Origin of the sequence: Streptomyces musisoli (genome assembly GCF_016741855.1) — a bacterium.
GTDB lineage: Bacteria > Actinomycetota > Actinomycetes > Streptomycetales > Streptomycetaceae > Streptomyces > Streptomyces musisoli.
Genome location: NZ_JAERRH010000016.1, coordinates 116351 through 138777, shown reverse-complemented (window position 1 = coordinate 138777; position 22427 = coordinate 116351). Strand labels below are relative to the sequence as shown.

The window sequence follows — 22427 nt, the reverse complement described above, 5'->3', positions numbered from 1 at the left end:
GGGACGCTCGCCCGTGCGCGGGGGCCCGGCACGGCTCAACGGCATCTGCGAAGCCGGTGGTTCGGTGGCCGGCCCGTGCGCGTCCGGGCTTTTGGGTGCTTGACCTGTCCCGCCTGCGGACCCAGGATCATGGGTCATGACGCAGGGACAGGGCAGCACGGTCGACGGGGTGCTGCGGCGCAGCGCCCGGCGCACCCCGGCGAGGGTCGCGATCGAGTACGGCGACCGCACGTGGACGTACGAGGAACTCGACGAGGCCGTCTCCCGCGCGGCGAGCGTCCTGCTCGGCGAGGGCCTCACCGCCGGCGACCGGGTCGCCTCCTACGGCCACAACTCGGACGCGTACCTGATCGGCTTCCTGGCCTGCGCCCGCGCCGGCCTCGTGCACGTGCCGGTCAACCAGAACCTGACCGGCGACGACCTCGCCTACATCCTCGACCAGTCCGGCAGTTCCCTGGTCCTCGCCGACCCCGGCCTCGCGGGCCGGCTCCCCGACGGCGTCCGCACCCTGCCCCTGCGCGACGCCGAGGACTCCCTGCCGGCACGGCTGGCGTCGGCGCCCGTGTACGACGGCCCCGAGCCGCGCACCGAGGACCTGGTGCAGCTGCTCTACACCTCGGGGACCACCGCCCTCCCCAAGGGCGCCATGATGACGCACCGCTCCCTGGTCCACGAGTACCTGAGCGCCATCACGGCCCTCGACCTCAGCGCCGGCGACCGGCCGGCGCACTCCCTGCCGCTGTACCACTCCGCGCAGATGCACGTGTTCCTGCTGCCCTACCTGGCGGTCGGCGCCACCAACCTGATCCTCGACGGGCCCGACGGGGACCGGCTCCTCGACCTGATCGAAGCGGGGCGCGTGGACAGCCTGTTCGCCCCGCCGACGGTGTGGATCGCACTGGCGGGCCGCCCGGACTTCACGACCCGGGACCTGTCCGGCCTGCGCAAGGCCTACTACGGCGCCTCGATCATGCCGGTGCCGGTCCTGGAGCGGCTGCGCGAACGGCTGCCGCGGCTCGGCTTCTACAACTGCTTCGGGCAGAGCGAGATCGGTCCGCTGGCCACGGTCCTGGCTCCCGACGAGCACCAGGGCCGGATGGACTCCTGCGGCCGTCCCGTCCTGTTCGTCGACGCACGGGTGGTCGACGAGGACGGCAAGGACGTCCCCGCCGGCACGCCCGGCGAGATCGTCTACCGCTCACCGCAGTTGTGCGAGGGCTACTGGGACCGGCCCGAGGAGACCGCCGCGGCCTTCCGCGACGGCTGGTTCCGCTCCGGGGACCTCGCGGTGCGGGACGCGGAGGGCTACTTCACGATCGTGGACCGGGTGAAGGACGTCATCAACTCCGGGGGCGTACTGGTGGCCTCCCGCCAGGTCGAGGACGCCCTGTACACCCACGAGGCGGTCGCCGAGGCCGCCGTGATCGGGCTGCCCGACGAGCGGTGGATCGAGGCCGTCACGGCGGTCGTCGTCCCGCGCGGCGAGGTGTCGCAGGAGGGGCTGGAGGACGAGCTGATCGCCCATGTGAAGGAGCGGATCGCGCCGTTCAAGGCGCCCAAGCGGGTCGTGTTCGTGACCGAGTTGCCGCGCAACGCCAGCGGCAAGATCCTCAAGCGCGAACTGCGCGACCGCTTCAGCGACTAGCCGGCCCTCGACGGCGGCGGCGCGCCGGTCCGCATCCGCCGGGGCCGCCCCGCGTCGGTCCGCATCCGCCGGGGGCGCCCGCGTGGGTCAGCATCCGCCGGGGGCGCCCGCGTGGGTCAGCATTCGCCGGGGCCGCCCGCGTCTCGGGGGCGCAGGTCGACGATCCGGCGGATCTTGCCCACCGACCGCTCCAGCGACTCCGGCTCCACGATCTCCACGCCGACCGACACCCCGATGCCGTCCTTGACCGCGGCGACGATGGCCCGGGCCGCCGCCTCCCGGACCTCCGAAGGGGCGTCCGGACGGGCCTCGGCCCGGACGGTCAGGGTGTCGAGGCGGCCCTCCCTGGTGAGACGCAGCTGGAAGTGCGGTGCCACGCCGGGCGTGCGCAGCACGATCTCCTCGATCTGGGTCGGGAAGAGGTTGACCCCGCGCAGGATCACCATGTCGTCGCTGCGCCCGGTGATCTTCTCCATCCGCCGGAACGCCCGGGCCGTGCCGGGCAGCAGCCGGGTGAGGTCCCGCGTCCGGTACCGGACGACCGGCATGGCCTCCTTGGTCAGCGAGGTGAACACCAGCTCGCCCCGCTCACCCTCCGGCAGCACCTCGCCGGTGACCGGATCCACGATCTCCGGGTAGAAGTGGTCCTCCCACACGTGGAGGCCGTCCTTGGTCTCCGCGCACTCCTGGGCGACGCCGGGACCGATCACCTCGGACAGCCCGTAGATGTCGACGGCGTCGATCGCGAACCGTTCCTCGATCTCCTGCCGCATCTGCTCGGTCCAGGGCTCGGCCCCGAAGACGCCGACCCGCAGCGAGGTGGCCCGCGGGTCCACACCCTGCCGCTCGAACTCGTCCAGCAGCGTGAGCATGTAGGAGGGCGTCATCATGATGACGGACGGTTCCAGGTCCTGGATCAGCTGCACCTGCCGGGCGGTCATGCCGCCGGACGCCGGGATGACCGTACAGCCCAGCCGCTCTGCACCGTAGTGGGCGCCCAGGCCGCCGGTGAACAGCCCGTAGCCGTAGGCCACATGCACGACGTCGCCCGGCCGGCCGCCGGCCGCCCGGATGGAGCGCGCCACCATGTCGGACCACATGGCGAGGTCGTTGTCCGTGTAGCCGACCACCGTGGGGCGGCCCGTGGTGCCGCTGGAGGCGTGCAGCCGGCGGATCCTCTCCCGGGGCACGGCGAACATGCCGTACGGGTAGTTCGCCCGCAGGTCGGCCTTGGTCGTGAAGGGGAAGCGGGCCAGGTCGGCGAGCGAACGGCAGTCCTCGGGGCGGACGCCGGCCTTGTCGAAGGACTCCCGGTAGAACGGCACGTGCTCGTACGCGTGCCGCAGCGAGGCGCGCAGCCGCTCCAGCTGGAGCGCCCGCAGCTCATCGGGTCCGAGCCGCTCGCCCGCGTCGAGCAGGTCCGTCGCATCCGCCATCGGGACGTCTCCCTCGCCATCCGCACATTCCGGGCGACCGATCATTCGGTCGCCGTGTTCCAGGTCAGTAATTCAAACCACCGAGCCTCCGGGCAAGGGGTCTGCGGGATTTTCGACCACCGAGCTTCCGGGCAAGCGGTCTGCGGGATTTTCGACCACCGAGCCTCCCGGTAAGGGGTCTGCGGGATCTTCGGGAGCGGGCCCGGCGAAAGCCGTTGCGGTGAGGCGGCGCGACCCGGGAGGATCACCGCATGCCGATCTTCACCGCGGCCGACGGGACCCGGCTCGCCTACCACCTGCGCGGGGCCGGAGAGCCCCTCGCCGTCCTGCCGGGCGGCCCCATGCGCGCCTCGGAGTACCTCGGGGATCTCGGCGGGCTGACCGCGCACCGCCGGCTGGCGCTGCTCGATCTGCGGGGCACCGGTGACTCGGCGACGCCCGCGGACCCGGCGACGTACCGCTGCGACCGCATGGTCGAGGACGTCGAGGCGTGGCGGGCCCACATGGGTCTGGAGCACATGGATCTGCTCGCCCACTCGGCGGGCGCCGCCCTGGCGATGCTCTACGCGGCCCGCCACCCGCACCGGATACGGCGGCTGGTGCTGATCACCCCCAACCCCTCCGCCCTCGGTCTGCGGGCCACGCCCGAGGAGCGGCTGGCCGCGGCCCGCCTGCGCGCGGACGAGCCCTGGTTCGCGCAGGCGTTCCCCGCCTTCCGGGCCTGGCTGGCGGGCGAGGCGGACTTCGACGACGTGTTCCTGCCGTTCTTCTACGGCCGCTGGGACGACACCGCCCGGTCGCACGCCGAGGCCGAGCTGGAGGAGACCAACGAGGAGGCGGGGGAGCGCTACTTCGCTGAAGGTGCCTTCACCCCGGAGGAGACCCGGGCCGCGCTCTGCGCACTGACCGCGCCGGTCCTCGTGTACGGGGGCGAGGCCGACGGCAATGTTCACCCGGCCCTCGTCCGCCGCACCGCCGAGGCCTTCCCGCGGGCCGAGGTCGCCGTCCAGCCGGGCGCCGCCCACTATCCCTGGCTGGACGATCCTGAGCGGTTCCTGAGCGGCACGATCGCCTTCCTCGACCGGTGACGCGCACCGGCGCGGCCGCGGGCCGCACGTGCGCCCGCGGCTACGGCTGTTCCGCGGCCCCCGCCACCTCCCGCGCCCACCGGTAGTCGGCCTTGCCGCTCGGGGACCGCTGGATCGTCTCCGTGATCACCAGCTGGCGCGGGACCTTGTAACCGGCCAGCCGGGTACGGCAGTGACCCTGGATGTCGGCCAGCGACGGGCGCGGCGCCCCCGCGCGCAGCTGGACCACGGCCGCCACATGGTTGCCCCACCGGGCGTCCGGCACACCGGCGACCAGCGCGTCGTACACATCCGGATGCGCCTTGAGCGCCTGCTCGACCTCCTCCGGGTACACCTTCTCGCCCCCGGTGTTGATGCACTGCGAGCCCCGGCCCAGGACGGTGACCACACCGTCCTCGTCGACCGTCGCCATGTCGCCCAGCAGCACCCAGCGCTGCCCGTCCCGCCGGAAGAAGGTCTCGGCGGTCTTCGCCGGGTCGTTGTAGTAGCCGAGCGGCACATGTCCGCACTGCGCCACCCGGCCCACCTCACCCGCGGCGACCGGCTCGTGCGTGGCCGGATCCACCACCCGGGTACGGGTGTTGACCCGGATGCGGAAGCCGCGCTCGGGACCCGAGTCCTCGGTGGCGGTGCCGTTGAACCCGGACTCGGAGGAACCGAAGTTGTTCAGCAGCAGGGCGTTCGGCACCAGCTCACGGAACTGCCGGCGCACCGTCTCCGACATGATCGCGCCCGACGAGGAGACGCTGAACAGGGCCGAGCAGTCCGTGCCCTTCAACGGCCCGCCGAGCGCGTCGATCAGCGGCCGGAGCATCGCGTCACCGACCAGCGACACGCTCGTGACCCGCTCCCGCTCGATGGTCCGCAGCACCTCCTCCGGCACGAACTTGCGGTGCAGCACGATCCGTTGCCCGAAGTTGAAGCCGATGAACGCGGTCAGTGTCGACGTGCCGTGCATCAGCGGGGGAGTGGGGAAGAAGGTGATCCCGGAGCCGCCCGCCGCCACCCGTTCGGCCAGTTCCTGCGGCGCCTTCACCGGCTCCCCGGTCGGCGCCCCGCCGCCGAGGCCGGCGAAGAACAAGTCCTCCTGACGCCACATCACCCCCTTGGGCATGCCCGTCGTACCGCCGGTGTAGATGATGAACTGGTCGTCCCCGGAGCGCGCGGGGAAGCCCCGCCCGGGTGATCCGGACGCCTCGGCCGCGGCGAACGGCACCGCCCCCGCCACCCGCTCCGTCCCCGCGCCCACCCGCAGCAGATGCCGCAGCCCGGGCACCCGGGGCAGCGCCCCCGCCACCCGGTCCTCGAACTCCGCGTCGAAGACCAGCGCGGCCAGGTCCGCGTCCCGGTAGAGGTAGACCAGCTCTTCCTCGACGTAGCGGTAGTTGACGTTCACCGGGACGATCCTGGCCTTCAGGCAGGCCAGCACCGTCTGGAGGTACTCGACCCCGTTGTACAGGTGGAGCCCGAGATGCTCGCCGGGCCGCACCCCGCTGTCGAGCAGATGGTGCGCCACGCGGTTGGCGGCGGAGTCCAGCCCCGCGTACGTCAGCCGGCGCTCGGCGCCGGTGCCGGGGTGGTCGAGGTACACGAGCGCCTCGCGGTCCGGAACCACGTCGACGACCGACTCGAACAGGTCGGCAAGGTTGTACTCCACCGCTTCCTCCTGACCCGGCAGCCCTGGCGAAGAGAGGCGCATCCGTCGGCTCGCCGGTCATCAGAGCAAAGCGCACGGCAACTGGGAAGGGCTCGCACCAACAAATCTGACTGACTGTCAGAAAACCCTTGAAGTGCCCACGCGCCTCCTGCAACCTGTTCTCGTTCTGACCGAGGGGAGATGGCCCATGGGTGGGACGGAACACCTCACCGTGCAGCGAGAGGGCGCCACACTGGTGCTCACGCTCAACCGGCCCGATGCCAGGAACGCGCTGTCCCTGCCGATGCTCGTCGGCCTGTACGACGGCTGGCTCGAAGCCGACGCGGACGACACGATCCGCTCGATCGTGCTCACCGGGGCGGGCGCCGCCTTCTGCGCCGGAATGGACCTGAAGGCGCTGGCCGGCGACGGCATGCGGGGGGAGCGGTACCGCGACCGGCTCAAGGCCGACCCCGACCTGCACTGGAAGGCGATGCTGCGCCACCACCGCCCCCGCAAACCGGTGATCGCCGCCGTCGAGGGGCACTGCGTCGCCGGCGGCACCGAGATCCTCCAGGGCACGGACATCCGGGTCGCCGGCGAGTCCGCGACCTTCGGCCTCTTCGAGGTCAGACGCGGCCTCTTCCCGATCGGCGGCTCCACCGTCCGCCTCCAGCGCCAGATCCCGCGCACCCACGCCCTGGAGATGCTGCTCACCGGCCGGCCGTACAGCGCCCGGGAGGCCGCGGACATCGGCCTGATCGGGCACGTGGTGCCCGACGGCACCGCGCTCGCCGAGGCCCTCGCCATCGCAGAGCGGATCAACGCCTGCGGCCCGCTCGCCGTCGAGGCCGTCAAGGCGTCCGTCTACGAGACCGCCGAGATGACGGAGACCGACGGACTCGCGGCCGAACTCGCCCGCGGCTGGCCCGTCTTCGACACCGCCGACGCCAAGGAAGGCGCCCGCGCGTTCGCGGAGAAGCGGCCCCCCGTCTACAAGCGCGCCTGACCCGAGGAGCCCCGATGCCCGAAGTCCTCAAAGCGCCACTCGTCGTCGAGTTCCCCTTCACCCGCTCCCTCGGCCCCGTCCAAAGCGCCTTCCTCACCGGCCTGCGCGAAGGCACAGTGCTCGGCGTGCGCACCACCGACGGCCGCGTCCTCGTGCCGCCCGTCGAGTACGACCCCGTCACCGCCGACGACCTCAGCGACCTGGTGGAGGTCGCCCCCACCGGCACGGTCACCACCTGGGCCTGGAACCACGAACCCCGCCGCGGGCAGCCGCTCGCCACCCCCTTCGCCTGGGTCCTGGTCCGGCTCGACGGCGCCGACACCGCACTGCTGCACGTCCTCGACGTCCCCGGCCCGGACGCCGTACACACCGGCATGCGGGTGCGCGTCCGCTGGGCGGCGGAGCGCACCGGCGCCATCACCGACATCGCCTGCTTCGAACCGTACGAGGGCGAGGCCGTCGAACCGGGCGGTCACAGCGGTGTGTTCGAGAACCCGCTCACCGGCATCGTCGCGCCCGCCCGCCTCGACTACACCTACTCGCCCGGCCGCGCCCAGTCCGCCTACATCGACGCCCTCTCCGCCCGGCGCACCGTCGGCGAACGCTGCCCGTCCTGCCGCAAGGTGTACGTCCCGCCGAGGGGTGCCTGCCCCACCTGCGGCGTGGCCACGGCCGAACAGGTCGAGGTGGGCCCCCGGGGCACGGTCACCACCTTCTGCATCGTCAACATCAAGGCGAAGAACCTCGACATCGAGGTGCCGTACGTCTACGCCCACATCGCCCTCGACGGCGCCGACCTCGCCCTGCACGCCCGGATCGGCGGCATCCCCTACGACCGGGTCCGCATGGGCCTGCGCGTGGAACCGGTGTGGACCGAGGGCGCCCGCTACCCCGACCACTACCGGCCCACCGGCGAACCCGACGCGGACTACGAGACGTACAAGGAGCTGCTGTGACCAGCGAGGAAGCCCCCGCCGCCCGGGACATCGCCGTCGTCGCCTTCGCCCAGACCGACCACCGGCGCTCCACCGAGGAGTCGTCCGAGGCCGAGATGCTCATGCCGGTCCTGCACGAGGTCCTGGACGGGACCGGACTGAAGGCCGCCGACATCGGCTTCACCTGCTCCGGCTCCAGCGACTACCTGGCCGGCCGCGCCTTCTCCTTCACCCTCGCCCTGGACGGTGTCGGCGCCTGGCCGCCGATCTCCGAGTCGCACGTCGAGATGGACGGCGCCTGGGCGCTGTACGAGGCCTGGACCAAGCTGCTCACCGGGGACGCCGACACCGCGCTCGTCTACTCCTACGGCAAGTGCTCGCCGGGCTCGGTCCGGGACGTCCTCACCCGCCAGCTCGACCCGTACTACGTGGCCCCGCTGTGGCCCGACGCGGTCGCCCTCGCCGCCCTCCAGGCACAGGCACTCGTCGACGCCGGACACACCGACGAACCGGCCCTCGCCGCCGTCGGCGCCCGCAGCCGCGCCGACGCCGCCGCCAACCCCCACGCCCAGCTCAAGGGGCAGGTGCGACAAGGAGAATACGTCGTACGGCCGCTGCGCACCGGCGACTGCCCGCCCGTCGGCGACGGCGCCGCCGCCGTGATCCTGGTGGCGGGGGACCGGGCCCGGGAGCTGTGCGCGCGGCCCGCCTGGATCCGGGGCATCGACCACCGCATCGAGGCCCACGGTCTCGGTGTGCGCGACCTCACCGAATCGCCCTCCACCCGGCTGGCCGCCACGAAGGCGGGTGCCTTCGAACGCCCCGTCGACACGGCCGAGCTGCACGCGCCGTTCAGCTCGCAGGAGGTGGTCCTGCGCAAGGCCCTCGGCCTCGACGACAGCGTGTGCGTCAACCCCTCGGGCGGTGCCCTCGCCGCCAACCCGGTCATGGCCGCCGGACTCATCCGCATCGGCGAGGCCGCCGCCCGCATCCACCGCGGCGCCTCCGACCGTGCCCTCGCCCACGCCACCTCCGGCCCCTGCCTCCAGCAGAACCTGGTCGCCGTACTCGAAGGGGATCCACGATGAGCAAGGAGCCCGTGGCCGTCACAGGGATCGGCCAGACCAAGCACGTGGCCGCACGCCGGGACGTGTCGATCGCCGGACTCGTCCGGGAGGCCGCCCTACGGGCCCTCGCCGACGCCGAGTTGACGTGGGCGGACATCGACGCCGTCGTCATCGGCAAGGCGCCCGACTTCTTCGAGGGCGTGATGATGCCCGAGCTGTACCTCGCCGACGCGCTCGGTGCCGTCGGCAAACCCATGCTGCGGGTGCACACCGCGGGCTCCGTCGGCGGGTCCACCGCGCTGGTCGCCGCGAACCTGGTCGCCGCCCGCGTCCACGGCACGGTCCTCACCCTCGCCTTCGAAAAACAGTCCGAGTCCAACGCCATGTGGGGGCTGTCCCTGCCGATCCCCTTCCAGCAGCCCCTGCTCGCCGGGGCCGGCGGCTTCTTCGCCCCCCACGTGCGCGCCTACATGCGGCGCAGCGGCGCCCCCGACACCATCGGCTCCCTCGTCGCCTACAAGGACCGCCGCAACGCCCTGCTGAACCCCTACGCCCACCTGCACGAGCACGACATCACCCTGGAGAAGGTCCAGGCCTCGCCCATGCTGTGGGACCCCATCCGCTACTCCGAGACCTGCCCGTCCTCCGACGGCGCCTGCGCCATGGTCCTCACCGACCGCGCCGGAGCCGCCCGCGCGCCCCGCCCGCCCGCCTGGCTCCTCGGCGGCGCCATGCGCAGCGAACCCACTCTGTTCGCCGGGAAGGACTTCGTCTCCCCGCAGGCCGGAAAGGACTGTGCCGCCGACGTCTACCGGCAGGCCGGCATCGCCGACCCGCGCCGGGACATCGACGCCGTCGAGATGTACGTGCCGTTCTCCTGGTACGAGCCGATGTGGCTGGAGAACCTGGGCTTCGCCGCGGAGGGCGAGGGCTGGAAGCTCACCGAGGCGGGGGTGACCGAACTCGACGGCGACCTGCCGGTCAACATGTCCGGCGGGGTGCTGTCCACCAACCCCATCGGCGCCTCCGGCATGATCCGTTTCGCCGAGGCCGCCCTCCAGGTGCGCGGGCAGGCCGGAGAACACCAGGTGGCGAGGGCCCGCAGGGTGCTCGGCCACGCGTACGGCGGCGGCTCGCAGTTCTTCTCCATGTGGCTCGTGGGGTCCGAGCCCCCCGACTCCTGACGGACCGGCCGCAAGGGGCCGGCCGGACCGCCGCAAAGATCGTCCCCGCGTGCCCTGTCCGCCGTAGGAAGCGGTCGCTAGGCTGGCCCGCGGACGACGAACCGGGAGGAGCACGGACGTGGCCGAGAGCATCACCCAGCAGCAGCCGCTCGTGGGCTGGGACAAGCCGGAGCTGGACCTGAGCAGGGCGGAGTGGCAGTCCAGCAGCCGAGGTCTGGGCGATGTCCAGATCGCTTTCGTCGAGGGTTTCATCGCGATGCGCAACAGCGACCGGCCGGAGAGTCCCTCCCTGATCTTCACCCCCGCGGAGTGGGGCGCCTTCGTCTCCGGCGCACGGGAGGGCGAGTTCGACCTGACCTGAGGCCCGCCATACCTTTGGGCACCTCTGGATCCCTGGCACCTCTGGACCCAGGGCACCTCTGAACCCTTGGCACCTCTGGACCCTAGGGGACCTCTGGGTACTTCATGACCCTTGGGCACCTGTGGACCCAGGGGTCCGCAACCCCGGGGCTCGTCCTGAGACGCATCGGAACCTCACTCGGGCCGCCTCAACGGAACCTCGCTCGGGCCGCCTCACCTGAACCGGGGGTGTCGCGGCCGGATTTTCGGACACGCGATCAGCAGCGCCCTGCCGGGGCCCCGACCTGAGCGAGGCTGGCCCCAGTAAGGGGAAGGTCGTGTTCCGGAGGTGAGGAAGGATGAGCGCTGCCCCGGTCATCGCCGCGGTCGACGGTTCCGCGGACAGCCTGCGCGCCCTGGACTGGGCCCTGGACGCCGCCCGCCGCCGCGCGGCACCGCTGCGCGTGGTGCACGTACGGCAGTACGCGGCCTGGGGCCAGGCCGACGTGCTGGTCGCCGCCCCGCCCGAGAGGGAGGGCGACCCGGTGCTCGACGAGGTCCGCACCCGGATCGGGGACGGTCCCGGGGAGCCGGCCGTGGAGTATGTCGCCCTGGAGGGCGTACCGGGTGCCGTCCTGCCCGAACTGGGCGAGGACGCACAGCTGTTGGTGCTCGGCTCCCGGGGCCGCGGCGGCTTCGCCAGCCTGCTGCTCGGCTCCAACAGCCTCGCCGCCGCCCGGGACGCCGACTGCCCGGTGGTGGTCGTGCCCCGGCCCGGCCGGGAGGTGCACGGGGAAGGGCCCGCCGAGCCCGGGCCGCGCGTGGTCGTCGGACTGCACGCCGACAGCCCCGACGAGAGTGTGCTCGCCTTCGCGTTCGCCGAGGCCGCCCTGCGCGGCGCCCGGCTCCAGGTGATCGCCGCCTATCCGTGGCCGGTGCAGACCTGGTCCGCCCCCGGCCAGGTGGTGCCGCTCCTCGCCGACCAGAAGGCCGTGGAGCACGAGACCCGCGTCCTCGCCGACGGCTACGTCGCCCCGCACCGCGGGCGGCACCCGGAGGTCCGCGCCGACGCCGAGGCACTGCCCGGCGACGCCGCCGGGCACCTGGTCGCCGCGTCCAAGGACGCCGAACTGGTCGTCGTCGGCAGGCACCGGCGGCGGCTGCTCGCCCCGGCCCGCATGATGGGCTCGGTCACCCAGGCCGTGCTGCTGCACTCGGCCGCCCCGGTCGCGGTGGTGCCACCGGCCCCACCGGAGGAGTGAGGCCGGCCGGGGCGAGACAGACCACCGGCCCCACCGGAGGAGTGAGGCCGGCCGGGGCGAGGGAGGCCACCGGTCCAGCGCAGGAGTGGGGCCGCCCTGGGCGAGTTACGGCGCGGCCCTGCGGGACGAGTGAGGTCGCCCCGGTCGAGGTGGGCCACCGGCCCGCCCGAGGGGCGAGGTCGGCCGGGTCGGCTTAGCAGACCGCGTGGCGCGTAGCAATCCGTGCGGTGCCGACTGGCGCCCCGGCGGCTGTGGGGTGCGGCGCCATGGTGCCCGGACACACCCGAACCTATGGTTCCGCCACTCCCCGGCACCGTCTCCCACCGGAGCGGCCGGGACCGTGTGTCCACCGAAGGAGCCGCCATGTCACAGCCGCTGTCCCGCAGGGCGCCGGCGCCACCCCGTGCCCGGCCGCCACGCCGTCCTGCCCTCCGTCTCCTGCCCCGTCTTCTCGCCGTCGTCGCCGTCGTCCTCGCTACCGTGCTCACCGGCCCCGCACCCGCCGCCCGCGCCTCCGTCACGCTCACCCGGGTGAGCGACTTCGGCACCAACCCGGGCGCCCTCACCATGTACGTGTACCGGCCCGCCGGCCTGCCCGCCCACCCCCCGGTGGTGGTGGCCCTGCACGGCTGCACGCAGAGCGCCCAGGTCTACGCCGACAACTCCGGCCTGCCCCGCCTCGCCGACCAGGACGGCTTCCTGCTGGTGCTCGCCGAGACCGGCACCGCGAACAACCCGAGCAAGTGCTTCAACTGGTTCCAGTCCGGCGACAACCGGCGCGGCCAGGGAGAGGCCCTGTCCGTGCGGCAGATGGTGAGCCACGCCGTCACCGCCTACGGCGCCGACCCGCAGCGCGTCTACGTCACCGGCCTGTCGGCCGGCGGCGCCATGACCGCGGTCATGCTGGCCACCTACCCCGACGTCTTCTCCGCGGGCGCGGTCGTCGCCGGCCTGCCCTACGACTGCACCCGGGACAACAGCCCCTACCTCTGCATGAATCCCGGCGTCGACCTGAACCCGGCGGACTGGGCCCGGCGCGTGCGCGACGCCTACCCGTCGTACACCGGGCCGTGGCCGCGGGCGGCCATCTGGTACGGCGACCAGGACACCACCGTCGTACCGCGCGACGCCACCGAACTGCGCGACCAGTGGACGGCACTGCACGGCCTGTCCCAGACACCCACGCGGACGGGCACCATCGGGCCGGACGCCACCCGGCAGGACCAGTACCTGGCCGCGGACGGCACGGTCGCCGTCGAGGTCGACCGCGTCCCCGGCATCGGCCACGGCACCCCGGTCGACCCCGGCACCGGCGGCGAGCAGTGCGGCGGAACCGGTGCCCCCTACTTCCTCGACTCGATCTGCTCCAGCCGCTGGATCGCCCGGTTCTTCGGCGTGGACACCACCGAGTCGGGCGGCTCCGACCCCGGAGACCCGGATCCGGGCGACGGCACGGCGGCCTGCTGGACGGCGAGCAACTACGCCCACGTGCAGGCGGGACGGGCCGGCACCAGCGGCGGCTACACCTACGCCAACGGCTCCGGCCAGAACATGGGCCTGTACAACACGTTCGTCACCCACACCCTGAAGGAGTCGCCCCCGGGCTGGTTCACCCTCGCCGACACCGGCTGCCCCTGACCACCGGTCAGCCGAAGCCCCCTGACCACCGGTCAGCCGCAGTCCCCTGACCACAAGTCAGCAGCCGCACCGGGTCGCCATGGTGGCCGACACCCCCCAACGGGCCGTCATCATGGCGGCCCCACACATGTCCGCAGCCACTGCACGCCCCTTAGCCTCCAGCGCGTTCCCAACCCGCCGGAGGAACCATATGCCCCACCGCACCTCACCCCCGAGCCGGCCGGCCCGGCGCACCGCCCCGGGCGCCCTGTCGCTCGCCGTGGTCTGCTCCCTCCTGATCACCCCGGCCACCGCGGCACCCGCCGGCCCCGGGCCGGCGGACGCCCACTGCGCCGGACAGTCCCGGCTGCACGTGCCGGGCGCCGCCCGCCAGCAGGCCGACTGCCTGGACGAGCTGACCACCGCCGGCACAGTGGCCTCCGGCCACACCGACCCGGCCGACTACGCGGGGCTCACCCCCAAGGACCTGTCCACGCCCAGCGGAGTCCCCGGCATCCAGATCGACGGCTATTTCCCGGACACCTCCACCACCAACACCAACCACGGCTGGCAGCACGACTCCCAGTTCGTCATCCGGCTGCCCGACCACTGGAACGGCGGCCTGGTGGTCGCCGGCACGTCGGGCAACCGCGAGCAGTACGCCAACGACCGGGTCATCGCCGACTGGGTGCTCGCCCGCGGCTACGCCTACGCCGCCACCGACAAGGGCAACACCGGAACCGCCTTCTTCCGCGACGGCCGCCGGCCCGGCGACGCCATCGCCGAGTGGAACACCCGCCTCACCCAGCTCACCCGCGCGGCCCGCGCCGTCGTCGCCCAGCGCTACGAGCGGCCCCCGGCCCGCACCATCGCCACCGGCCTGTCCAACGGCGGCTACCTGGTCCGCTGGCAACTGGAGAACCACCCCGAGCTGTACGACGGCGGAGTCGACTGGGAAGGCACCCTCTGGCGCTCCGACGGCCCCAACCCGTTCACCTTCCTGCCGGCCGCCCTGCGCCACTACCCCGCCTACGCCGCCGGCGGCCCCGGAGCCGACGAGGCCGCGGCGGCGCTGCACCGGGCCGGCTTCCCGGCCGGCTCCGAGTTCCTGTGGCCGTACCACCACCAGGTCTACTGGGACCTCACCCAGCGCATCTACCGTGAGGAGATCGACCCCGGCTACGACGGGGACACCGAGGCGGGCACCCCGTACTGCGCCTCCGGCACCCCGGCCTGCGACGCCGACTACGCCTACCCGGCCCGCCCCGCCGCCGTCCACCGGGCGGTCGACCGCATCGCCCTCACCGGACGCATCGGCAAGCCCCTGATCACCCTCCAGGGCACCCTCGACGTGCTGCTGCCGATCAGCGAGGACTCCGACGTCTACGCCCGCATGGTGCACCGGGCCGGCCGCGGCTCACTGCTGCGCTACTACCGCATCGAGGACGGCACCCACACCGACTCCCTGGCGGACGCCTTCCCCGACCGGCTCCGTCCGATGGTGCCCTGCCACCGCTCCGCGTTCACGGCCCTGGAACGGTGGACCGCCGGAGCGGGCCGCCCGCCCGCGGACCACACGGTGGCGCGCCCGGCCGGCGCGGACCCGGCAACCCTGCTCACCCGCTGCCCCCTGAGGTAGGTGATCTTCCGGGCGCCCGCAGGTCACCCACCGGAGCACGGGCACGTACCATGGCCGCATGTCGTTCCTCCGCCGCCGCAGCGCGACCCCTGCCGGACCCGACTTCGACGTGCTGGCCATGGACCCGGGCGACTGGCCGGGCAACCTCGGCGCGGGCCTGCTGCCCGCCCCCGACGGCACCTGCCAGGGCGTCTTCCTGCGCTACGACCTGTTCGGCGGACGCGGCCCCGCCATGATCATCGGCAACCTCCCCGAGGGCTCCCCGGCCCGCGAGGTCGCCGAGGGGGAGATCCCGTTCGAGGTGGGCCAGCTGCTGCTGGCGCTGGAGAACGACGAGGAGGTCACCGTCGTCGGCACCGAGGACACGCCGGTGCTCCAGGGCGACAACCTCCTCATCGTGCGGCGGCTGAAGCTCTCGGAGAGCCGGATCTCCTGCGTCCAGTTCGACCGGAGCGACGGCGTCCTCGTGACCATCGCCGCCTGGGACCGTCCCATCACCGACGACCTGTACGCCCTGCTGAAGCCGCTCCCGGCGGAGCTTTTCCAGCAGGGCTGAGCAGACGGGCCCAGCTAGCGGGCGGAGCCCTCGAGTGTCACGTCCGCGGCCCGCACGAACGCGATCCGGTGGCCGTACTGAACCTCGTAGTACAGGTCCTGGCCCACCACGACCCGGTGCGAGTCGGTGGTGAAGGTGACCGCGTAGTAGTACTCGCCCGGCATCACGTCACCGACCACATAACGCTGACCGGCCGGGATCGTGTAGGGCAGCGGCACCACCGACTGGGCGGGCACCCCCGCCGGGTACGCCTCCTTCTCCGGGTAGGCCCGGCCGTACACCGGGATGCTCGCCAGACCGGCCCGCGGGGTCAGCACGAGGCCCGCCGCCGGAACGGCCGCCGGCTCCTTGCGGGGGTTGTGGAACCAGGCCTTCTGGCCGAGGTACCAGATGGCGGTCCAGTCGCCCCAGTGGTCGGCGAGCGCGTACTGCTGGCCGGTGGAGACCCGCGACGACAGGTCGTTCACCCCGTCGGTCGGATCCTTCTTCAGACCGATGTCCTTGACCAGCGGGGCGGTCACGTCGTGATCCGTGTACAGCCGCACCTCGCTGGAGCCGTGCGCCGCGCACGGTTCGCCCCGGGTGGTGCAGCCGGTGTAGACGGGCTGGTTCGAGGCGTAGTCCGGCAGGACCGTCACCACCGCGGAGTGCCTGCCGCCGGTGCGCCGGAACGGGTGGCCCAGGAGCTGGAAGTAGTGCCGCCAGTCCCAGTACGGGCCCGGGTCCGTGTGCATCCCCGGAATGGTGGAGGTCGTCGGGCCGGGCACGTTGTCGTGCCCGAGGATGTGCTGCCGGTCCAGCGGGATGTCGTACGTCCGGGCCAGGTAGCGCACCAGCCGCGCCGAGGAGCGGTACATGGCCTCCGTGTACCAGGCGTCCGGCTCGGCGAGGAAACCCTCGTGCTCGATGCCGATGGACCGCGCGTTGACGTCCCAGTTGCCGGCGTGCCAGGCCACGTCCTTCGCCTTGACGTGCTGTGCGATCAACCCGTCGGTCGAGCGGATCGTGTAGTTCCACGACACATAGGTGGGGTCCTGGATCAGTTTCATGACCCCGTCCCAGGCGCCCTCCGTGTCATGGATGACGATGTACTCGATGCGCTGCGACGCCGGGCGGTCGCCGAGATCGTGGTTGCCGTAGTCGTCGTTCCCGAACTCCGCGTAGGGCGCCGGGACCGACTCGCAGGACACCGACCTCGGGCACTCGGTGCCGTCCGAGGGCAGCGTGCCCAGACCGGCCCGCTCCAGCTGGGCGGTGTCGGCGGTCAGCCGGGGCTGGGCCGCCAGGGTCACCAGCTGGCCGTCGTCCGTGACGCGCTCCTCGCCGGTGCGCAGCACGTCGTACACGTCGTCGGCGTACGCGGCGGCGGTCGCCCTGTCGTCGGCGCCGGAGAACCGGGCCACCGCGCCGTACCACTCGGCCGGATCGGCGCTCGGCGGTTCACCCAGCTCCTTCTGCGCGGCGGCGAGCAGGGCGGCGCCCCCGGCCACGTTCGCCGCGGGGTCGGTGCGCAGCCGGTCGGCCGGGATGCCGGTCAGCTCCGCGGCTTTCGGCAGCGTCCGCAGGCGGTCCGGGACCGCCGTCCCGGGCGCCTCGGCGGTGGGGTGCAGCGCGGCACGGGCGCTGTCGCCCCGGGCGTCCTCCGTCCCCTCGGCGAAGTGCTCCGCGGTGGCGAGGGCGGTCCGGGCGTCGGTGAGGTGCATCGGGCCGTAGCCACCGGTCACACTCGGCGCACCGGCGTGCCGGTCCCAGCGGGACTGCAGGTAGGAGACGGCCAGCAGGACGCTCTGCGGTACGTGATAGTCGGCCGCCGCGGTCGCGAACGCCTGCTGCAACCGGTTCGTGGCGGAGGCCGCCGAGTTCGTCGCGGAGTTCGTGGCGGAGTTCGTGGCGGTGTGGGCCGGGGTCGCGCCGAGCAGAGGCAGCAGCAGGGCCACGGAGGCGAGCGGGACGGCGGTCCGCCGCAGGCGTCTGGTGCCGGGTGTGGACGTGGGGTCGGTGACGGATCCTCGCAATGCGACCTCCTGTGACGGGCGGAGCGTGGCGGGGTGTGCGGCGCCGAGCTGGGTCAGTGCTACCGGCTTGCCGACGATCCGTCAATGATGCCGACAGAAGGGCGATTTCCCATGTCACGGAGGGTTTTCGGCGAGTTTCGCGGCGGCGGAGCGCGGGCCTGCGAGGCGTCACTGGCATACACCAGTGGCCCTGCCGGACATCCGGGAGCAGGGCCCGAACACGAAGGTCCGCGGTGCGCCGCCGCTCAGGGCACACCGCGGAGCCATCGTCCCCGTCAGCGAGTGCCGACCGCCGCGCGGACGGCCCTGCGGGCCATCTGGCAGTCGTCGTGCAACCGCCTCAGCAGCAGCCGCTGTTCCTCGCCGGACGGCGCAGCACCCGGGTGGGCCGTGCCCGGTGCCGCCGGGGTCGTCTCGTGCATCGAACGCTGCACGGCCGTCTCGTAGGTGCGGATCTCCCGGGTCAGCAGGAGCATCAGGTTCACCAGGAAGGCGTCCCGGGAGGCCGGGCCCGCCGACTGGGCGATCTGACTGATCTGCCGTCGCGCCACCGGCGCGTCCCCGAGGACCAGCCACAGCGTCGCCAGGTCGTACCCCGGCAGGTACCAGCCCGCGTGCTCCCAGTCCACCAGCACTGGACCGGCCGGTGAGAGCAGGATGTTCGAGAGCAGGGCATCGCCGTGACAGAACTGGAGCATGCCGTGCCGGCCCACCTCATGGGCGATGCCGTGCAGCAGCTTCTGGAGATCGCCGAGGTCCCGGTCGGTGAGCAGGCCCAGTTCGTGGTACCTCGAGATCCGGACCGCGTAGTCCAGCGGCATGTCGAAGGTGCCCGCCGGGGGCCGCCAGGCGTTCACCCGGCAGATCGCGCCGAGCGCGGCCCGGATGTCCGCGCGCGGCGGCGCCTCCACCGGATGCCGCTGGAACGCCGCCGTACGGCCCGGCATCCGCTCGATCACGAGCGTGCAGTTGTCCGGGTCCGCCGCGATCAGCCTCGGCACCCGGACCGGCGGCCGGTGCCGGACGAACGAGCGGTATGCGGCTATTTCCTGCCGGCTCCGCTCCACCCAGGCCGGCGAGTGGTCCAGGAGACACTTCGCCACGGCCGTGCTGCGCCCCGTCGTCCCCACGAGGAGGACGGACCGTCCGCTGCGCCGCAGGACCTGCACCGGGGCGAACTCCGGGCAGATCCGGTGCACCGAGGCGAGCGCGGTGCGCAACTGAGCGCCCTGGGGCCCCGACAGGTCGAGCCTGCCACTGAGCGGTTGGGCGCCTGGCTGGCCCGGAATCCGTCGGGGCCGGCCCGCGCCCAGCACGGGACCGCCCGGACGCGCCGCCGGATCGAGGTACGGCCCGCCGCCCGCGGGACGGGAGCGCAGCGGCCGGGGCGGGGCGGACACGGAGGACGATGCTGCGTACATGGGAGATACAGATCCCTTCGTGTGCCTGCTGTGCCTGCCTGTACGTCCGCGTTCCGAACCCGTGCTCGCGGGTGCGTGACCCATGAGCGTGGTTTCGGGAGCGTGCGCCCACCCGGCCCGGCCGCCCGGGCACACCCTGGGGAATGTGCCCGTCATATGCCGCTATGGGGCCGCCATATGGACCTGGCGACCGGGTCGGGGTGGCTCGTTCCTACCTGACACCCGATGGCCAGTGGCACACCATCTGGCGGACCCTGGCGAACCGTGGCGAATAGTCGCCCGGCAACCTGCACGGGGCTACTGTCAACTCAGCCGAGAACCTGGGGGCTTGACGTGAGCGGACAACCCAACACCCGCCTTGCGGACCTGTTCGGCCTGGCCGGCTGGTCGAAGGGCGAACTCGCGAGACTGGTCAACCGGCAGGCGGCGGCCATGGGCCACCCCCAGCTGGCGACCGACACCTCCCGGGTGCGGCGGTGGATCGACATGGGAGAGATCCCGCGCGATCCCGTGCCGCGGGTGCTGGCGGCCCTGTTCACCGAGCGTCTCGGCCGTGTCGTGACCATCGAGGACATCGGTCTGGTACGGCACGGGCGTGCGGGGAAGCGGCAGGGCGACGGGATCGAGGAACATCCCGACGGCGTGCCGTGGCCGCCCGAGCGGACCGCCGCGGTCCTCACCGAATTCACGGGAATGGACCTCATGCTCAACCGACGCGGCTTGGTGGGCGCGGGTGCCGCGCTCGCCGCGGGATCCACACTCAGCAGCGCCATGCACGACTGGCTGCACACCGACCCGGCCCTGCGGGCCGACGCCCCTGTCCTCGACGACCCCCTGCACGCCGACCCCGCCGGGTTCGACCGGTACGAGGCGGCCCCCATCGGGTCGCAGGAGATCGAGGAACTGGAACGCTCGGTCGAGGTGTTCCGCGCCTGGGACGCGGCCCGTGGCGGCGGGCTCCAGCGCAAGGCGGTCGTAGGCCAGCTCAACGAAGTGGGCGGCATGCTCGCCTATCACCATCCACCCCACCTCCAGCGGCGCCTGTGGGGCGTCGCCGCCAACCTCGCCGTCCTCGCGGGCTGGATGTCGCACGACGTCGGCCTGGAGCCCACGGCGCAGAAGTACTTCGTCATCGCCGCCCATGCCGCCCGGGAGGGCGGTGACCGGCCGCGTGCCGGTGAGGCGCTGTCCCGGGCGGCCCGCCAGATGGTGCACCTCGGCCGTCCCGACGACGCCCTGGACCTGATGAAGCTCGCCCAGTCCGGCGCCGGCGAACGTCTGCAACCGCGTACGAAGGCGATGTTCCACACCATCGAGGCCTGGGCGCAGGCGTCGATGGGCAAGGGGCAGGCGATGCGCCGCACGCTCGGCCGGGCGGAGGACCTCTTCGTCTCCGACCGGGACGCGGAGACGCCGGACTGGATGCAGACCTTCAGGGACGAGGACCTGTACGGCATGCAGGCCCTCGCCTATCGCACGCTGGCGGAGTTCGACCCGGGTGCGGCCGCGCACGCCCAGCACTACGCGGAGAAGGCCCTGGCCCTGCGCGTCGACGGGCGGGAGCGGTCGAAGATCTTCGACCATCTCTCCATGGCGTCGGCCTGCTTCATCGCCGACGACCCCGAACAGGCCGACCGCTACGCCCGGCTGGCACTCATGTCGATGGGCTCGAACTCCTCCCGTCGTACCTGGGACCGACTGCGGCAGATGTACCGGCTGACCGCGGAGTACGCCGGCTATCCGAAGATCCACCAGCTGCGGGAGGAGATCAGGCTCGCCCTGCCCAAGCCCAGGGCCAAGGGAGACGGCAACAGCGCACGGGCCTAGGGGGCCCGTGCGCCGTCCGCCGGACCGTCCGGGCCGTGACCTTGGCAGGCCGGTGACCTCGTCGGTTCAGTTCGTTCGGTGATCCCGGCCGGTCATGTCGTGTCGTGACCCGGCGGGTCGGTTCACGCGGTGACCTTGGCGACGAGCACGCACGCGTCGTCCTCGCGCCCGGCTCCGCCGAACTCCTCGACGACCGTTCGCACACAGTCCTGCGCGGTGCGCGCCGCGCCGAACCGGGGTGCGAGGTCGAGCAGCCGGTCCACGGCCGCCGTCCTGCCGTGGCCCGACACCAGCCCGTCCGTGTGCAGGAGGAGCACGTCGCCCGGTCGCAGGGTGACGACGGACTGCCCGTAGACCGCCCCCGGGGAGGCGCCGAGGGGGACGCCGCCGGGTGTGTTCAGCAGGCGCCCCGTCCCGTCGCGGTACAGCAGCGGGGCGGGGTGTCCTGCCTGCGCCCAGACCAGGGTGCGGGTCTCGGGCTGGTAGCGGCAGCAGACGGCGCTGCCGAGGGCGGGCTGTACGGCGGTGTCGAGTAACTGGTTGAGGAGGGTGAGCAGCTCGCCGGGCTCCGTGCCGGCCATCGCCATGCCGCGTACGGCGCCGAGCAGCATCGCCATGCCGGAGGCGACGGCCACACCCTGGCCGGTTAGGTCGCCCACGCTGAGCAGGGTCCGGCCGTCGGACAGCTCCAGGGCCTCGTACCAGTCGCCGCCGATCAGGGTGGCGGTCGCGGTCGCGACCGGGAGGCGGTGGGCGGCCAGGTCCAGGGCCACCGGTCCCTGGTGCGGGAGCCGCAGGGAGCCGCGCCATGGCGGTAGCACGGCTTCCTGCAACTCTGCCGCGATCCGGTGCTCGGTCTGCTCCTGCCTGCGGTGGCGGGTCAGCGAGTCACGGGTCTCGCGTACCGTCCGCTGGCTGCTGCGCAGTTCGCTGACGTCGCGCAGCACGGCCCACATGGAGGCCGTGCCGCCGTCGGCGCCGAGCACGGGTTCGCCCATCATGTGCACGGTCCGCGCGGAGCCGTCGGGCCGTACGACGCGGAACTCGCCGTCGATCGGCCTGGCGTCGACCAGGCAGTCCGTCACCATCGAGGTGAGCTTCGGCCGGTCCTCGTCCAGGACCAGGCTGGGCAGCTCGTCCAGGGTCAGGGCCGGGCGGTCCGGGTCGAGGCCGAGGATCTCGTACAGCTCCCCGGACCAGGTGGCCTCGTCCGTCAGCAGGTTCCACTCGGCGCTGCCGACGCGGCTGAGCAGCGAACCGCCCGGGGCCGCGGCCGGCCCGGACCGGCCGGCGGGCGGCACGGGGGACTCGGCCGGAGCGGGCGGCGGACCGTCCCGGAGCTGGGCCAAGTGGGCGTCGAGGTCGTCCAGTTGATGCAGGGCAAGATCGCACAGGGCGCGCTGCCAGCGCTCCTCGGGGTCCGAACCGTCGCTCCGGGTGTCCCGCCGTACGGCGTCCACGTCGCCCTTGAGCCGCCGCGCCTGCGTTATCAGCGCCTCGACCGAGCCGCGTCCTGGCGGCTGGGCGGCTGGGCGGTCCGCGGAGACTGGGGACGGCATGACGCACTCCGAATGAGGGGGACGGTACGGCGGGGGACGACGGGGGGACCATTACGACTCTTGCACAGCCCGCGACGCCCTGTAAGGGATTTGGCAACACACGATACGGTGGTGCTTTCGGCATATGCCAGAGTCTTCTCGGGGGGATCCGCGGGGACGAATGACGTACGCGCCGTGGCCGTCAAGTCGTAG

17 protein-coding genes are annotated in these 22427 nt (G+C 72.8%); 12 read left to right on the top strand and 5 right to left on the bottom strand.

Going from position 1 to position 22427, the window contains the following annotated elements; translation table 11 throughout:
- Positions 1 to 136 precede the first annotated feature (136 nt).
- On the top strand, positions 137 to 1645 hold the full coding sequence (locus JK361_RS31205) for an acyl-CoA synthetase (protein ID WP_201824615.1): 1509 nt from the start codon (positions 137 to 139) through the stop codon (positions 1643 to 1645).
- A gap of 116 nt (positions 1646 to 1761) precedes the next feature.
- On the opposite strand, the gene paaK is transcribed toward JK361_RS31205, so the two are convergent.
- On the bottom strand, positions 1762 to 3081 hold the full coding sequence (gene paaK, locus JK361_RS31200; protein WP_201824613.1) for a phenylacetate--CoA ligase PaaK: 1320 nt from the start codon (positions 3079 to 3081) through the stop codon (positions 1762 to 1764).
- 251 nt (positions 3082 to 3332) lie between these two features.
- Between paaK and JK361_RS31195 the strand changes: the two genes are divergently transcribed.
- Complete coding sequence (locus tag JK361_RS31195) at positions 3333 to 4169, top strand: alpha/beta fold hydrolase (protein WP_201824609.1); 837 nt, start codon at positions 3333 to 3335, stop codon at positions 4167 to 4169.
- A gap of 40 nt (positions 4170 to 4209) precedes the next feature.
- On the opposite strand, the gene JK361_RS31190 is transcribed toward JK361_RS31195, so the two are convergent.
- Positions 4210 to 5826: an acyl-CoA synthetase gene (locus JK361_RS31190; RefSeq protein WP_201824608.1), complete on the bottom strand. Its 1617-nt coding sequence runs from the start codon at positions 5824 to 5826 to the stop codon at positions 4210 to 4212.
- 187 nt (positions 5827 to 6013) lie between these two features.
- Here JK361_RS31190 and JK361_RS31185 point away from each other — a divergent pair, with 187 nt between their 5' ends.
- The 9 genes from JK361_RS31185 to JK361_RS31145 all read left to right on the top strand — a co-directional run bounded on the left by JK361_RS31185 (position 6014) and on the right by JK361_RS31145 (position 15413).
- Positions 6014 to 6814, top strand: coding sequence for a crotonase/enoyl-CoA hydratase family protein (locus tag JK361_RS31185; RefSeq protein WP_201824606.1), 801 nt, complete (start codon positions 6014 to 6016; stop codon positions 6812 to 6814).
- 14 nt (positions 6815 to 6828) lie between these two features.
- Positions 6829 to 7770, top strand: a complete 942-nt coding sequence (locus JK361_RS31180; RefSeq protein WP_201824604.1) for a Zn-ribbon domain-containing OB-fold protein — start codon at positions 6829 to 6831, stop codon at positions 7768 to 7770.
- Positions 7767 to 8837 (top strand): thiolase family protein, encoded by a 1071-nt coding sequence (locus JK361_RS31175; RefSeq protein WP_201824597.1) that lies wholly within the window; start codon positions 7767 to 7769, stop codon positions 8835 to 8837. The genes JK361_RS31180 and JK361_RS31175 overlap by 4 nt, the downstream gene beginning before the upstream one ends.
- The gene (locus tag JK361_RS31170; RefSeq protein ID WP_201824594.1) at positions 8834 to 10000 is read left to right on the top strand and encodes a thiolase family protein; all 1167 of its coding nucleotides are present in this window, start codon (positions 8834 to 8836) and stop codon (positions 9998 to 10000) included. The genes JK361_RS31175 and JK361_RS31170 overlap by 4 nt, the downstream gene beginning before the upstream one ends.
- Before the next feature lie 118 nt (positions 10001 to 10118).
- A complete protein-coding gene (locus JK361_RS31165; RefSeq protein WP_201824592.1) occupies positions 10119 to 10361 on the top strand; it encodes a DUF397 domain-containing protein in 243 nt (80 codons plus the stop codon).
- 337 nt (positions 10362 to 10698) lie between these two features.
- Positions 10699 to 11601, top strand: a complete 903-nt coding sequence (locus JK361_RS31160) for a universal stress protein (RefSeq protein ID WP_201824590.1) — start codon at positions 10699 to 10701, stop codon at positions 11599 to 11601.
- Positions 11602 to 11964: 363 nt separating this feature from the next.
- Positions 11965 to 13239, top strand: coding sequence for an extracellular catalytic domain type 1 short-chain-length polyhydroxyalkanoate depolymerase (locus JK361_RS31155; protein WP_236053845.1), 1275 nt, complete (start codon positions 11965 to 11967; stop codon positions 13237 to 13239).
- Between the two features lie 190 nt (positions 13240 to 13429).
- Entirely contained in the window at positions 13430 to 14857 is a 1428-nt protein-coding gene (locus tag JK361_RS31150; RefSeq protein ID WP_201824583.1) for a 3-hydroxybutyrate oligomer hydrolase family protein, read from the top strand.
- 58 nt (positions 14858 to 14915) lie between these two features.
- Entirely contained in the window at positions 14916 to 15413 is a 498-nt protein-coding gene (locus JK361_RS31145; RefSeq protein WP_070026621.1) for a glycosyltransferase family protein, read from the top strand.
- Between the two features lie 14 nt (positions 15414 to 15427).
- On the opposite strand, the gene JK361_RS31140 is transcribed toward JK361_RS31145, so the two are convergent.
- Both JK361_RS31140 and JK361_RS31135 read right to left on the bottom strand, forming a co-directional pair.
- The gene (locus JK361_RS31140) at positions 15428 to 17428 is read right to left on the bottom strand and encodes an N-acetylmuramoyl-L-alanine amidase (RefSeq protein WP_201824576.1); all 2001 of its coding nucleotides are present in this window, start codon (positions 17426 to 17428) and stop codon (positions 15428 to 15430) included.
- Positions 17429 to 17703: 275 nt separating this feature from the next.
- Positions 17704 to 18849 (bottom strand): aminoglycoside phosphotransferase family protein, encoded by a 1146-nt coding sequence (locus tag JK361_RS31135; RefSeq protein WP_201824574.1) that lies wholly within the window; start codon positions 18847 to 18849, stop codon positions 17704 to 17706.
- A gap of 333 nt (positions 18850 to 19182) precedes the next feature.
- On the opposite strand from JK361_RS31135, the gene JK361_RS31130 reads away from it, so the two are divergent.
- A complete protein-coding gene (locus JK361_RS31130; protein WP_201824571.1) occupies positions 19183 to 20676 on the top strand; it encodes a DNA-binding protein NsdB in 1494 nt (497 codons plus the stop codon).
- Between the two features lie 122 nt (positions 20677 to 20798).
- Here JK361_RS31130 and JK361_RS31125 read toward each other — a convergent pair whose 3' ends face one another.
- Positions 20799 to 22235 (bottom strand): PP2C family protein-serine/threonine phosphatase, encoded by a 1437-nt coding sequence (locus JK361_RS31125; protein ID WP_201824569.1) that lies wholly within the window; start codon positions 22233 to 22235, stop codon positions 20799 to 20801.
- Between the last annotated feature and the right edge of the window lie 192 nt (positions 22236 to 22427).